Raw genomic sequence first — 14,518 nt, 5'->3', positions numbered from 1 at the left:
GGGCAGCGCCGAAGCTGGTATCGCGGTACCGTCGCATACGGCACGGAATTGTGCGGTCGCAGCATGCTTGCGACAGGATTGCGACAGGTCCGGACGCTCCAACGGGGGTATCATCCCCTGTCCCTTCTGCCCATTCATGTAACCCACATCGATGTCCAACGAAGATTTCAAACAGGCCGCCCTCGATTACCACCGGATGTCCCCGCCGGGAAAGATCAAGGTTTCCGCTACCAAGCCCATGCTGACCCAGCGCGACCTGTCGCTGGCGTATTCGCCGGGCGTGGCGTACGCCTGTGAAGCGATCAAGGCCGACCCGCAGCAGGCCAGCGAGCTGACCGCCCGCGGCAACCTGGTGGCGGTGATCTCCAACGGCACCGCGGTGCTGGGCCTGGGCAACATCGGCGCGCTGGCCGGCAAGCCGGTGATGGAAGGCAAGGGCGTGCTGTTCCAGAAGTTCGCCGGCATCGATGTGTTCGACATCGAAGTGGATGAGACCGACCCGGACAAGCTGGTCGACATCATCGCCTCGCTGGAACCGACCTTCGGCGGCATCAACCTGGAGGACATCAAGGCGCCGGAATGCTTCGTGGTCGAGCGCAAGCTGCGCGAGCGCATGAAGATCCCGGTATTCCATGACGACCAGCACGGCACGGCGATCATCGTCGGCGCGGCCGTGCTCAACGCGATGGCGATCACCGGCAAGAAGATCGAGGAAGTGAAGCTGGCGACCACGGGCATGGGCGCGGCCGGCATTTCCTGCGTGAACATGCTGGTGCAGCTGGGCCTGAAGCCGGAGAACATCCTGGCCTTCGATCGCGAGGGCGTGATCCACACCGGTCGTACCGACCTGGACCCGGAAAAGCAGCGCTATGCGCGCGACACCGACAAGCGCACCCTGGCCGAGATCGTCGACGGCGCGGACATTTTCCTGGGCCTGTCGGCACCGGGCATCCTGACCGCCGACATGGTCAAGACCATGGCGCCGGATCCGGTGATCTTCGCGCTGGCCAACCCGACCCCGGAAATCATGCCGGAGGTGGCGCGCGCTGCGCGTCCGGACGCGATCATCGGCACCGGCCGTTCGGACTACCCGAACCAGGTCAACAACGTGCTGTGCTTCCCCTACCTGTTCCGTGGTGCGCTGGACGTGGGCGCCACCGCGATCAACGAGGAAATGAAGATCGCCTGCGTGCGCGCCATCGCTGCACTGGCACGCCGTGCAGCCACCGACATGGGCTCGGCCTACGGCGGCGAGACCCCGAGCTTCGGCCGTGAATACCTGATCCCGCGCCCGTTCGACCGCCGCCTGCTGGTGGAACTGTCGGCCGCCGTGGCCCAGGCCGCGATGGATTCGGGCGTGGCCTCGCGCCCGATCGAGGACATGGGCGCCTACCGCGACAAGCTGGCCCAGTTCGTCTACCGCACCAGCCTGATGATGAAGCCGGTGTACGACCGCGCGCGCAGCGACAAGCAGCGCGTGGTGTACGCCGAGGGCGAAGAGGAAGTGGTGCTGCAGGCAGTGCAGAACGTGGTCGATGACGGCCTGGCGCATCCGATCCTGATCGGTCGCCCGGAAGTGATCGAGTCGCGCATCGAGCGCCTCGGCCTGCGCCTGAAGATCGGCGAGAACGTTGAAGTCACCAACATCAACGACGACCCGCGCTTCAACGAATACTGGCAGTACTACCACGGCCTGACCGGCCGTCGTGGCGTGACCGTGGCCGCGGCGAAGAACCTGATGCGTTCGCGCCCGACCCTGATCGCAGCGGTGATGGTCGCCCGTGGCGAAGCCGATGCGATGCTGACCGGCATCGTCGGCCGCTTCCACAAGAAGCTGGGCTACGTGCGCAGCGTGCTGCCGCTGGAGCCGAAGGTCACCTCGACCTCGGCGATGACCGGCGTGATCAACCAGCAGGGCGTGTTCTTCTTCGTCGATACCCACGTGCAGGAAGACCCGACCGCCGAGCAGCTGTGCGAGGCGACCCTGCAGGCGGCCTATCGCATGAAGCTGTTCGGCATCGAGCCGAAGGTGGCGCTGCTGTCACACTCCAACTTCGGCAGCCATGATTCGAAGGATGCGCTGAAGATGCGCCAGGTGCGCGAGCTGCTGCTCAAGCGCAACCCGCGCCTGAACGTGGATGGCGAAATGCAGGGCGACACCGCATGGGATGAAGCGCTGCGCCAGAAGCTGCTGCCGGGCTCGACCCTGCAGGGCCGCGCCAACCTGTTCGTGCTGCCGAACCTGGAAGCGGCCAACATCGCCTACAACCTGGTGCGCGTGTTCACCGACGGCGTGGCGATCGGTCCGATCCTGATGGGCGTGAACAAGCCGGTGCACATCCTGACCACCAGCGCGACCTCGCGCCGGATCCTGAACATGACCGCCATTGCGGCGGTCGATGCGCAGATCAGGAAGCAGCTGGAAGCGGAAAAGAAGGCATAAGCCTTCTTTCCAGCGACAGCTGCGGAAACGCGCCCCACGGGGCGCGTTTTTGTTTCCGCGCAGCGGAAACGGGTAGTGCCGGCCGCTGGCCGGCAACCTCAATCATGTCCAGATACACGACGACAGCCGGCCAGCGGCCGGTTCTACCCCGGGCTGTGCCACACGCGCTACGCAACCCGGTCATTTCCCTGCAACGCCACTGCGGCCCAATACGCCCACGCGGCCCGGCCGTGGGAAGGGACCGGACCGGCCTTCCCACCCTGGGCCCGACCAACTTCCCATCGGCGAGGGTGTCATGCGCAATCGAGTGACGCGGCGGTACTTCCAGCAGCTGTTCGCGCTGTACGCCGGTTTCGTGCAGTCGCGCTGAGGCGCCGGCGACAGCGTGGGCGTCAGCGCCGCTTGCCGCGGCGTGCAGGGGCCGGCGGCGGAGCGTCGGAACGCGGCTTGGCGTACTGCGCCCACAGCGCCGGCAGTGCCTTGCCGGTGTGCTTCTGCCACAGCGCCGGTGCATAGCGGCCGTCGCGCAGGGCCTTGTCCAGTGCCAGCACCAGGCCTGGATGTTCGGCGTCGGCCCATTTCAGGAACGCACCGGTGACACGGTAGCCGCTGTCGAAGTTCTGCCCCTTCTCGACCTTGCCCGGCAGTGCCCAGCCCGCGGCGGCATTGTCCATGCCGTAGCGGTCGCGTGCGTAGTCGGCGATGCCCTCCACCAGCCAACCCGGCACCCGTGCGTCGCCATAGCCCGGATAGCCCTGCACGATGTGCATGGCCTCATGGGTGACCAGGTCGATGTCGTTGGGGTGCTGCGCCAGCCAACCCGGGTTGATGGTGATCGTTGCGGCCTGGTCCTTGTCACCGACGAAGGCGATCCCGGTGTAGGCCGGGTCGATCACGATGCGCACCATCGACGGCGCGGCCGGGTGGAAGTCCGCACGTTCGCGCAGGTAGGCGAAGTAGAACGTATCGATCACCCGCTTGCGCTGCGGCGCGGCCAGGGCGCCACGGGCGTCCTGGTAGTTCAGCGTCACGCCGTCGCGGATCAGCTGCGCATCAAAGGCCTGGGTCTGGCCGAAGCTGGAGAAGGAAAGGGCAACAAGGGCCAGAGGCAGCAGACGGTAGCGCATGGGGCTCATTGTACGGCGCTGGGCGCCAACAGTTCGATCTCCGCCAGCGGCAGCCGGCCCGGTGCGGCCAGGCGCAGCCGATACTCGCTGTAACGACCGGGTTTGGCGATGTGGAACGGTCGGGTCTGGCGGGCAGACTCGAAGGCTTCGCCGCTGCGCTGGTCGAGCACGATCCAGCGGCCGTTGCCGCTGCGCGCTTCCAGCGTCCATTCGCCGCCCTGGATGCGGCCGTCACCGCTGGTGAGCGTGTACATGGTCGGCACGCCGTCGCCCAGGCCGGTCAGTGCGATGGTTGCGCCGCCGCCCAGGCCGACGGTCGTGGCGGCATCGTCGTCGACCAGCGCTGGCAGGGCGCGACCATCGGCCAGCGTCGCCTTGGCGCCACTGCCGAGCAGGTCGTGCAGCAGCTGCGGGCGCTGGCCCCGCGCGGTCAGCGAGCGCGGCACATCGTCCACGCCGCTGCCCCAGCGCGACGGCTGCGGCCCCATCACGAAGTCCAGCGTCGCGCCCTTGGCGATCAGCTCGTGCGGCACCCAGGTCTTCGTCCACGGCTTGCCATTGATCTTCAGCGACTGCACGTAGACGTTCTCGCGTGAGTTGTTGGCCGCGTTCACGGTCAGCACCGCACCGCCCTGCAGTTCCACCCTCGCATGTTCGAACGCCGGTGAACCGATCACGTACTCCGGGGCGCCCATGCGCAGCGGATACAAGCCCAGCGAAGCCAGCACGTACCACGCGGAGGTCTCGCCGTTGTCCTCGTCGCCCGGATAGCCCTGGCCGATCTCGCTGCCCACATACAGCCGCGACAGGATCTCGCGCACGTGCTGCTGGGTCTTCCACGGCTGCCCGGCGTACAGGTACATCCATGGGATGTGGTGCGCTGGCTGGTTGCTGTGCGCGTACATGCCCATGCGCACATCGCGCGCTTCGGTCATCTCGTGGATGGTGCCGCCGTAGGATCCGGCAAACGCGGGGTCGGCGGTTTCCGGGGTGGAGAAGAAGGCATCCAGCTTCGCTGCCAGCTTGTCACGGCCACCATAGAGCGCGGCGAGTCCTTCGCCATCGTGGGCGGCGGTGAAGGCGAAGGTCCAGCCATTGGATTCGGTGTAGTCGTGGCCCCACACGCGCGGGTCGTAGGCCCTGGCGTCCACGCGCCACTGGCCATCGGCCTTGCGGCCCTGGAAGAAGCCGGCGGCCGGATCGAACATCGTCGCGTAGCTGGCGGCGCGATGGCGGAAGTAGTCGGCCTCGGTGCTGTAGCGCTCGCGTGCCGCCGCCGTGGTCGCGCGCTTGGCCAGGGCCTCGGCCATGTTGGCGATGCCGAAGTCATTCAGTGCGCCTTCCATCGTCCACGACATGCCTTCGTGCACGTCCGCGCTGGCGTAGCCACGGAAGGTCGAACGGTCCATGCCCTTGCGGCCGACATGGCGGTCGGGGGGTACCACGGTCGCGTTCTTCAGCGCGGCGGCGTAGGCCTCGGCCGGATCGAAGCCGCCGATGCCCTTCAGCCACGCATCGGCGAAGGCCACGTCCGAACTGGTGCCGACCATCAGGTCGGCGTAGCCCGGCGACGACCAGCGTGCGATCCAGCCACCGGCACGGTACTGCTCGATGAAGCCCTGCACCATCTGCCCGGCATCGTCGGGCGTGAACAGCGCATAGGCTGGCCAGGTAGTGCGGAAGGTGTCCCAGAAGCCGTTGTTGACGAATACCTTGCCATCGCGCACGCCGGTGAAGCTGCGGTTCGCGCTGCCCTCGGTGTTGTCGTCGCTGGCGCTGGCCTGGTTGGCGTAGCGCCAGTCAGGCGCGGCCGCGCTGCCGGCATTCTCGTGGCCGGAGTTGGGATACAGGTACAGCCGGTACAGGCTGGAATACAAGGTGGTCTTCTGGTCGTCAGTGGCATCGCCGATGTCGAAGCGGGCCAGGCGCGCGTCCCATGCATCCTGCGCACGGCCGGCCACGCTTTCCAGCGTGTCGGCGGCGGCGATTTCCAGCGCCAGGTTGTGACGCGCCTGTTCCACCGAGATCAGCGAGGTGGCGATACGCATCGTCACCTGCCGGTCGCTGCCGGCATCGAACTTGATGTAACCGGTCGGGCGGCCGGTGTCGAGGCGGCCGCTGCTGCGCCACGGCTTGTCGAAGCTGGCCACCACGTACATGCGGCTGGCGCCGTTGGACAGGCCACTGCGCGTATCGGTGTAGCCGCTGAGGGTCTGCGTGGCCGTGTCCAAGGTCAGGCCGCCACGCGCATCGACATTGTCGAACAGCAGGTTGGCGTCGCCGCCCTCGGGGAACTGGAAGCGGAACAGCGCGGCATGGTCGGTCGGTGCGATGGCAGCAGCGATGCCATTGTCGAAGCGCACGTCGTAGCGGTAGGGGCGCGCGCTTTCATGACCGCGGTCGAACGACAGCGCGCGCTTGCGGCGGTCGGCGTCCGGCACGCCACGGCTGGCCGAGGGCATCACCTGGAAGGTCTGGCGGTCGCCCATCCACGGGCTGGGCTGGTGGCTCAGTGCCAGTGCCTGCAGCTGCGGGCGGTTCTGCGCATCGTTCTGTTCGTTCCAGCGGTACAGCCAGTTCAGTGCGCCGGCGTCGGTCACCGGGGTCCAGAAGTTGAACCCGTGCGGCACCGCCGTGGCCGGGAAATTGTTGCCGCGCGAGAAGGTGCCGTTGGCCTGGGTGCCGCGGGTGGTCAGCACCCAGTCGGAGACGCGCTGCGGCCGCTGCCGCGGTTGGGCATCCAGGCGCACGTCATCAATCCAGCCAGAGACCGGCGCACCCTCGGCGCTGGCCACCTCCAGCTCGATCGCCACCACGCGGCGGCCCTTCAGCGTGGGCACGTCGCCCAGCCGCACCGCCTTGCGGGCCCACTGTTGCGGGTACAGCGTCTTCGATTCGCCCTGCGCGCGCGCGCCGATCGCCACGCCATGCTGGTCGCGTGCCGCACCGGCCGAAACGCGGCTGCCATCGTCCAGCAGCAGGTCCAGCGATACATAGGTCGAGGCGACGGTGTCCTTGCCGACGATTTCCGGCAGCACCAGCCACGACAGCGTGGTATCGGCCTCGATGGGCAGGTCGGCCTTGAACAGTTCGCGCCGCGCGCTGCCGCCTTCGCTGCTGTAGCGCAGCGCATGCAGGCCGCTGTAGCCGGCATTGCGCTTGGCGGCGTAGGGCGCGGCCGGTCCATTGCCGATCGTGACCTGAAGCGCACCGGTGGCCTGCGCCGGGACAGGTTCGCCCGGTTCGAACGAGGTCTGCAGCCCCTGCGCCCGCGCCGGCATCGCAGTGGTCGCACAGGCCAGGGCCAGGGCGAGCGGAAGCAGGGCGCGGCGCGGATCGGACAGGGTCATGCAAGGGTCTCCCGGAAGGGCTGGCGGCGGGCGAACCCGCATCGGCGGACACCACGGACAGCATCGCTCCGCCCGCCAGGCTGGCAGTGGAAGAGGCGATGCCGGTCCGGTGGGGGCGGGCCATGCGATCGGGTTGGATTGGGTGGGTCGAGGTGCGACCTGGCCCGATCCTGCAACAGCCGCCGCGCGCTGGCAAGTGCCATTTAGTTCGATCCAAATGCGGGAAATATCGCTGGAGCCGATTCTGGCGAGCGAACCTGCCGGAACGACCGCGAAATCCCCGGAATCACCGCCGCCCGGCGTGCGGCGGGGAGATGCGAGGCATCAGCGGCGGCGTGCAAAGGCCCGTTGCGGGGCAATGTCGTTGCGGCCCAGATGCTAGAATCACAGGCCTCGCAACCCGTTCACCGAATCCGCCATGAGCCATACCGCCACCGCGCCCGCCAACGCCGAGAAGCGCTACACCGTGCACCGCAGCGATCTGCCGTTGAGCTGCCCGACCCCGGAAATGGCGCTGTGGAACTCGCATCCGCGCGTGTACCTGCCGATCGAGGACGAGCCCAACGGCGAAGCGCAGTGCCCGTACTGCGGGTCCGTGTTCGTGCTGGCCGACTAAACGGCGGCCCCTTCGATGCGCCGATTGACCGTGGTGCAGTTGCTGCCGGCGCTGCACTCCGGTGGTGTCGAGCGCTCGACCCTGGAAATCGCTGCGGCCCTGGTTGCCGCCGGCCATCGCGCGCTGGTGGTGTCTGCCGGCGGCCGCCTGGTGCAGCCGCTGCTGGACAGCGGTGCCGAGCACCTCACCCTGGATATCGGCCGCAAGTCGCTGCTGACCCTGCGCCATCTGCCGACCCTGCGCCGGCTGTTTGCCGAAGTTGGTGCGGACATCGTGCATGCCCGTTCGCGGCTGCCGGCCTGGTTGGGCCTGTACGCGATCCGCGCCATGCCCGCCGCACAGCGCCCGCATTGGGTGACCACCGTGCACGGGTTGAACTCACCCAGCCGCTACAGCGCGGTGATGACCAGTGGCGAACGCGTGATCTGCGTGTCCAACACCGTGCGTGCCTACGTGCAACGCCATTACCCGACGGTGCCGGAAGAAAAACTGCGGGTCGTACCGAGAGGTGTCGACGTCAACCAGTTCCCGCGCGTGGCGCGCGCCGACCGCCGCCCGCGGCTGGCCCTGGCGGCCGACTACCCTTGGCTGGCGCAGGTTGAGGGCCCGCTGCTGCTGCTGCCGGGGCGCGGCACCCGGCTGAAGGGCCACGCCCACGCGCTGCAGCTGCTGGCCGACGTGCGTGCCGCCGGCGTGCCTGCCCAGCTGTGGATGCTGGGCACCGACGAACCCGGGCGCGAGGCCTACGTGGCTGGCCTGCGCCGCCAGGCCGCGGCGCTGGGCGTGGCCGAGGCCGTACAGATCAGCACGCCTACCGTCCGCATCGCCCAGGCCTACGCCGCCAGCGATCTGGTGCTGCAGCTGTCGGACAAGCCGGAAGCCTTTGGCCGCACCGTGCTCGAGGCGCTGTCGGTCGGCCGCCCGGTGCTGGGCTGGGACCACGGTGGCGTCGGCGAACTGCTGCAGCAGCTGCAGCCCAGCGGTGCGGTGCCGCTGGGCGACGCGCACGCGCTGGGTGAACGTGCGCTGGCCCTGCTGGCGCAGCCGCCGTCCCTGCCGACCCGCATCCCGTTTACCCTGCAGGCCATGCAGCGCGACACCCTCCGCCTCTATGCCGATCTCGCCGGCTGACCCCGCTGCCATCGTGCGCGACGACCGTGCCGGGCGCTGGGCGCCCTGGTGGGTGCTGGCGTACGTGGCGATGTGGCCGCTGCCGGGCATTGCCGAAACCGTGCTGGGCCTTGGCGCGGTCTATGCTGCCGCGCGCATGGTGATGCGCCGGCTGCAGCGCCGCCCGCACCTGTTGAGCACGGCGGCGTGGGCGCTGACCTCGATCCTGTTCCTCGGCTACTGGCTGCCGCAGGCGATTTCGGCCATCGATGCGATCGACCCTTCGGCCTCGTGGACCAAGGCGGCCGCCGGACTGCGCTACCTGCCCTTCATGTGGCTGGTGGCGATCGCGGTGGCCACGCCGGAACGGCGGCGCTTGACCTTCGGTGGCCTGGCGCTGATCACCGGCGTGTGGACGCTGGACGCGCTGGTGCAGGCGCTGGCTGGCACCAGCCCGTGGTTCTGGTCGCTGGAACACCTGAAGCTGGCCGTGAGTGGCCACGCGTTGTGCCCGGCCGACGAAGCCGCACTGGCCGACCGCCTCAGTGGCGCGCTTGGGCCCTGCAATCTGAAATTCGGCCAGGTGCTGGCCAGCCTGTCACCGTTCCTGCTGCTGCCGATGGCGCGGCGTTTCGGCAATGCAGGGTGGCTGCTGGCCGCTGCAACACTGGGGTGCGTGCTGCTGCTGGCAGGTTCGCGCGCCTCGTGGATCACCTTCGTGCTGGTGCTGGCCTACAGCGGCGTGCGCCAGTTCGGCTGGAAGCGGCTGCTGCTGCTGGCCCTGGTGGCAGCGCTGGGTACGGCCGCACTGACAGCGGGCGTGCCGCAGCTGCGCGAGCGTGTCGCGCGCACGGCGCAGGCATGGAACGAAGACGGGCAGGGCGTTGACGAGGCGCTTTCGGGGCGCGCGCGCATCTGGACCGCGGCGGTGTGCATGATCGAGGAGCATCCGGTCAACGGTGTCGGTGCGCGCGGCTTCCGCGATGCGTATCCGGCCTGCGTGTCAGATGAGGGCCCCGCCGTGTGGGGCAACCAACCGGCGTTGCACGCCCACCAGATCGTGCTGGAAATCCTTGCCGAGACCGGCGTTCTGGGCCTGCTGCTGTGGTTGGCGGCGGTGGCGCAGGCCTGGCGGGCCTGGCGCTATGCCCCGGCGGCTGCGCGTGATCGCGCCCGGCCGGCGATGCTGGCGCTGGCGGTCACGGTGTTCCCGCTCAATACGCACCTGGCGTTCTATTCCGCTTTCTGGGGTGGCCTGACGGTGCTGCTGGCAGCCCTGTTCGCCGGCAGCCTGCTGGCGCGGGACGCGGACGACACGCCGACGGTGCTCTGATCGTCCATCCACGCATGGCGCGGCTCTACTGCATGTACCGAACGGAGCGTGCTTTGGTAGATCCACGCCATGCGTGGATGGAGCATTCCCGACGCGAATACCGGTCAACCACCACTACCGGTGTTTCCATGCGTATCGCACGCTGGAGGCATGGCCAGCCCCAGACTTCGCTACGGTCGGTATTCCCGATCCGGCAACGTGTACTCATTGACCACAGCAACCCTCGGCCGCGAACCGTTGTTCGCCGATGCGGCAAACGTTGCGATCCTTATCGACACACTGCGCTTCGTAGAGCGCAAGGGCTTCAGCCATAGCCTCGCCTGGGTGGTCATGCCCGACCATCTGCACTGGCTGATGGAGCTGCGCGGAGGAACCCTGGCCGAGTGTATGGCCCTGCTCAAATCACGCAGCAGCCGTCTGTTGAACCGGCGATTGGAGCGACAAGGGCCGCTGTGGCAGCGCGGTTACCACGATCACGCCGTACGCAGCGATGAATCCCTTCATGAGAAGGCGATGTACATCATGGCCAATCCGGTCCGTGCGGGCCTGGCCAGCACGTTGGGTGAGTACCCGCACGCATGGTGCCGTTGGCCGTTGTAGGTGCCGCCATCCGGATGTAGAGCATCCACGCATGGCGTGGATCTACTTCAGAATGCTCCGCGTCATCAAATCCACGCCATGCGTGGATGAAACCCTCCCGCCGCACCGCTATTTGTAGAAATCACTCCGGCCGCCGGGCTGGCGCTTGAAGCGGCGGTGGATCCACAGGTACTGGTCGGGAGCCTCTCGCACCATCGCTTCGATGGCCTGGTTGACCCGGGTGGTATCGGCTTCCACATCCTCGCTGGGGAAGTTCTCCAGCGGCGCGCCGATCTTCAGGAAGTACTTTCCGCCTTCGCGCCGGTGGAAGTACGGAATCACCGCACAGCCGGTCATGCGCGCCAGCTGATGGGTGGCGGTGATGGTCGAAGCGGTGTGGCCGAAGAACGGCACGAATACCGTGTCCTTGCCTCGCATGTCCTGGTCTGGCGCGTACCAGAGGAAACCGCCCTTCTTCAGGTGGCGCACGGTCGCGCGGATGTCCTCGTTGGCGAACATCGCCTTGGCATAGCGCAGGCGGCCGAACTTGACCGCCCACTCGTACACCGGGTTCTTGTGCTTGCGGTACATGCCGGAAAGATCGACGTAGTCGCACAGCAGGCGGCCGCACATCTCCAGGGTCATGAAGTGGCCGGAGACAAGCAGGACGCCGCGGCCTTCGGCCTGCATCTGCCGCAGGTGTTCCAGGCCTTCGACCCGTACCTGCGGGCGGATGCTGTCGATGCTGCCCCACCAGGCGCGGATGCACTCGAACACGCCGACGCCCAGCGCATCGAAACTGTCGCGCACCAGGCGCTGCCGCCACGCTTCGTCCTTCTCGGGGAAGCACAGCTGCAGGTTGACCTCGGCGGCGCGGCGGCGGCTGCCGAGCAGGCGCCAGGTGATCCAGCCGACGCCCCGGCCCAGCGCGCGCTGCAGCATCCACGGCAGGCGGGCGATGGCGAAGGCGCCGAACATGGCGGCGAACATCGGCCAGTTGCGCGGATCGCGCAGCGACGGGCGGACGGCGGTGGAGGCATCTGACATGGGGCCATTCTACCAAGGCGGCCGCGTGTCTTTCCCGGGGGGCTCCCGTATCCTTGCCGCATGCGTAAAGACCCTGTCGAATGGATCCTGCGCGGCCTGTACTCGGTCGTGCTCTATATCCTGCTGCCGATCACCGTGTACCACCTGGTCTGGCGCGGTTTCCGGGTCCGTGAGTACTTCCGGCGCTGGGACGAACGCTACGCCTCCTATCCGCAGCCGACCGGCCAGCCACGGGTGTGGCTGCACGCGGTCTCGGTGGGCGAGGTCAATGCCGCCGCGCCGCTGGTCAATGCCCTGCGCCAGCAGCGCCCGGACATCCGCTGGGTCATCACCACCATCACTCCGACCGGCTCCGAGCGCGTGCGTGCGCTCTGGGGCGACGCGCTGGACCATGTCTACCTGCCGTACGACGTGCCGGGCAGCGTCAACCGCTTCCTCGGCCATTTCCAGCCCAGCCTGGCGCTGATCCTGGAAACCGAGTTGTGGCCGAACATGCTGTTCGGCTGCCGTGACCGTGGTGTTCCGGTCTACATCCTCAATGCCCGCTTGTCGGCGCGTTCGCTGCGCGGCTACCGGCTGCTGGCCGCATTGATCCGCCGCGCCCTGCGCACCGTCACCTGCGTGGCCGCGCAGTCGCAGGACGATGCCGAGCGCTTCGTGCAGCTGGGGGCGGAGCCCGGCCAGGTGCAGGCACTGGGCAACCTGAAGTTCGACATCACCACGCCGGACGTGCAGGGCTTCGTCGAACAGTTCCATGCACGGGTGCCGGGCGCGCGCCCGGTATGGATCGCCGCCAGTACCCATGACGGCGAAGAGCAGGCGGTGATCGACCTGCACCGCCGCCTGCGCCAGCAGCATCCGGATCTGCTGCTGCTGTGGGCACCGCGCCATCCCGAACGTTTCCCCAAGGTGGAAGCGCTGGCGCGCGAACAGGGCTGGAGCGTGGCGACCCGCCGCGTGGACCAGTGGCCGCACGCCGCCACAGACGTGTTCGTCATCGATACCCTCGGCGAGCTGATGCCGTTCTACGCCTGCGCCCAGGTCGCCTTCGTCGGCGGCAGCCTGCAGGCCATCGGTGGCCACAACCTGCTGGAGCCCGCTGCGATGGGAACCGCGGCGGTGACCGGCCCGCACCTGCACAACTTCGCGGAAATCTCCCGGCGCATGCGCGAGGCCGGTGCGCTGCTGATCGGCGAAGATGCGCAGGCGGTGGGCGACCTGCTGCAGCATCTGCTTGAAGATGCGCAGGCCCGCGAAGACATGGCGCGTGCGGGCTGCACGTTGGTCAGCAATGGCCGTGGCGCGCTGCAGCGCACGCTTGCGCTGGTCGCACCGCACCTGCCACCGCCACGCGAGTGATCCCGGCGTTGCGGCGTCGGCGGCGCTGCGCTGCGTTGTCGTGATCAACTTCATCAATTCTGCTTAGCGACGATTTTTCTGTCGTTGCTGGACCGACCCTGCCGATGGCAGCGTGCCTGCCATCACATCGTGGCGCACGCAGCACCGATTCCGATTCCGCAGGACGACGCAGGCTGCCAGCCTGCTGTCGACCGCGCTTGGGCGGATATCAAGGGAACTTGCGATGGACGGCGACAGGGGCAGGGACGGCACCGGTGGGGCGCGCTTGGGGATGGACCACCTGGCTGTGGTGGCACTGACGCTGCTGGTGGGCGGCAGCGTGATCGCGCTGGTGGGCCAGCACACGGCGGCACAGGCGGGCCCCGCCATCGTACTGAGCCTGTTGCTGGCCGCACTGGGGGCTGGCCTGGTGCTGTGCTGCCTGCAGGATCTGGTGCTGCGACTGCCGGCGGCCGATGGCCTGTACGGGCTGCTGGCCGCCAGCTGGGGGCCACGGGTGGCCGTCGTTCTGGGCACGATCCTGTTGCTTGAGCTGACGGCGACCACAGCGGGCGCGGCACAGTCCATGGCCCGCCATGTACATGCGGTGCTGGCTACCGGAGGCCTCCATGCCAACGACTGGCTGCCCGTGCAGATAGCGGCGGCCGTGGGCCTGCTGACGTTGAGCGCGCTCGCGTTGCTGCCGCCGCGGGGTGTGGCCCTGGCGGCCTGTGCGCTGCTGACGGTGAAGATCGGTGTGGGGGTGTTGCTGCTGGCGCTGGCGGCACGTCACGTGCACTACGGGCATTGGATTCCCTGGCTGCCTCCGGCGACCGCGCCGTATCGCTTCGGGCTGGGGGGCGTGCTGGCGGCTGCGGTGCCGCTGCTGGGCATATTTGCCAGCGTGGGCCTGGCACTGGGCTTTCCTGCGCTGCGCCGCCAGGGCGCGATGTGGCAGCCGGCGGTGCTGGCGCTGGTCTCGTTGCTGGCGATGCTGCTGCTGATCGTGCTGGCAGCATTGCAGGCCGGGCTGGTCGAGTTTTCCGCGCTCGCCAGTACCCGGCCACTGGCGGTGGCGCTGCAGGTGCACCCCGAGCTGCAGTGGATGCTGCCATTGTTGCCCCTGGCCGGGGCAGCGGGCCTGGCCGCCCTGCAGTTGGTGCTGCTGATGCTGGCCGTCCGGTTGGCCACATCGTTGTGGCTCCGCGCAGCTGACGCGGCGGGACGATCCCGCACGCGCCTGAGCGCAATGGTGGTTGCGCTGCCGGCGGTGATGCTGGTGTTGTGGCTGCCGCAGGGCACCTTGCCGGCGCTGCCGGGTCCGGCAACGCTGGCGGTGATGGCGGCGCTGTGCCTGGCGGTGCTGCGGCGGCGTCGGGATGACACCCGGCAAGGCGCAGCCGGCTGCGGGCTGATGATGTCGATGCTGGCCCCTTTGGCAGCCGCGCTGTGCGTGCTTGCGGCGTTGGAACGCCTGCGCGCGTGGCCGGGCTGACGGTTCGTGGGGCCACGCCGGGGGGGGGGGGGCGCGTGTGTGGATGCAGCACCTGCAAAAAAGCCACCCTCGCGGGTGGC

The 14,518-nt window shown here is 68.3% G+C and carries 10 protein-coding genes; 7 read left to right on the top strand and 3 right to left on the bottom strand.

Going from position 1 to position 14,518, the window contains the following annotated elements:
- The first annotated feature begins 151 nt into the window (after nt 1–151).
- Nucleotides 152–2,443 carry an NADP-dependent malic enzyme gene (locus tag ACUDTM_RS09270; RefSeq protein ID WP_005419150.1) on the top strand — a complete coding sequence of 764 codons (2,292 nt, stop codon included), beginning with the start codon at nt 152–154 and terminating at the stop codon, nt 2,441–2,443.
- 392 nt (nt 2,444–2,835) lie between these two features.
- Here the strand turns inward: ACUDTM_RS09270 and ACUDTM_RS09265 are convergent, their stop codons facing one another.
- The gene (locus tag ACUDTM_RS09265) at nt 2,836–3,579 is read right to left on the bottom strand and encodes a basic secretory protein-like protein (protein WP_072167601.1); all 744 of its coding nucleotides are present in this window, start codon (nt 3,577–3,579) and stop codon (nt 2,836–2,838) included.
- Complete coding sequence (locus ACUDTM_RS09260; protein ID WP_072167600.1) at nt 3,576–6,920, bottom strand: GH92 family glycosyl hydrolase; 3,345 nt, start codon at nt 6,918–6,920, stop codon at nt 3,576–3,578. Before ACUDTM_RS09260 ends, ACUDTM_RS09265 begins: the two co-directional genes overlap by 4 nt.
- 418 nt (nt 6,921–7,338) lie before the next feature.
- Between ACUDTM_RS09260 and ACUDTM_RS09255 the strand changes: the two genes are divergently transcribed.
- The 4 genes from ACUDTM_RS09255 (at nt 7,339) to ACUDTM_RS09240 (ending at nt 10,579) form a co-directional block, all read left to right on the top strand.
- Nucleotides 7,339–7,536 carry a zinc-finger domain-containing protein gene (locus ACUDTM_RS09255; RefSeq protein WP_005410967.1) on the top strand — a complete coding sequence of 66 codons (198 nt, stop codon included), beginning with the start codon at nt 7,339–7,341 and terminating at the stop codon, nt 7,534–7,536.
- Nucleotides 7,537–7,551: 15 nt separating this feature from the next.
- Nucleotides 7,552–8,667, top strand: coding sequence for a glycosyltransferase (locus ACUDTM_RS09250; RefSeq protein WP_061479571.1), 1,116 nt, complete (start codon nt 7,552–7,554; stop codon nt 8,665–8,667).
- Complete coding sequence (locus tag ACUDTM_RS09245; protein WP_072167599.1) at nt 8,648–9,979, top strand: O-antigen ligase family protein; 1,332 nt, start codon at nt 8,648–8,650, stop codon at nt 9,977–9,979. The genes ACUDTM_RS09250 and ACUDTM_RS09245 overlap by 20 nt, the downstream gene beginning before the upstream one ends.
- Nucleotides 9,980–10,129: 150 nt before the next feature.
- A complete protein-coding gene (locus ACUDTM_RS09240; RefSeq protein ID WP_072167598.1) occupies nt 10,130–10,579 on the top strand; it encodes an REP-associated tyrosine transposase in 450 nt (149 codons plus the stop codon).
- A gap of 108 nt (nt 10,580–10,687) precedes the next feature.
- On the opposite strand, the gene ACUDTM_RS09235 is transcribed toward ACUDTM_RS09240, so the two are convergent.
- A complete protein-coding gene (locus ACUDTM_RS09235) occupies nt 10,688–11,605 on the bottom strand; it encodes an LpxL/LpxP family Kdo(2)-lipid IV(A) lauroyl/palmitoleoyl acyltransferase (RefSeq protein ID WP_061479569.1) in 918 nt (305 codons plus the stop codon).
- A 60-nt stretch (nt 11,606–11,665) separates the two neighbouring features.
- Between ACUDTM_RS09235 and waaA the strand changes: the two genes are divergently transcribed.
- Both waaA and ACUDTM_RS09225 read left to right on the top strand, forming a co-directional pair.
- The gene (gene waaA, locus ACUDTM_RS09230) at nt 11,666–12,964 is read left to right on the top strand and encodes a lipid IV(A) 3-deoxy-D-manno-octulosonic acid transferase (protein ID WP_065178339.1); all 1,299 of its coding nucleotides are present in this window, start codon (nt 11,666–11,668) and stop codon (nt 12,962–12,964) included.
- A 271-nt stretch (nt 12,965–13,235) separates the two neighbouring features.
- Complete coding sequence (locus tag ACUDTM_RS09225) at nt 13,236–14,438, top strand: amino acid transporter (RefSeq protein ID WP_409349621.1); 1,203 nt, start codon at nt 13,236–13,238, stop codon at nt 14,436–14,438.
- Nucleotides 14,439–14,518: the final 80 nt, after the last annotated feature.

The organism is Stenotrophomonas maltophilia group sp. vghtpe118 (assembly GCF_052605195.1).
This window is presented reverse-complemented; position numbering and strand designations above follow the sequence as displayed.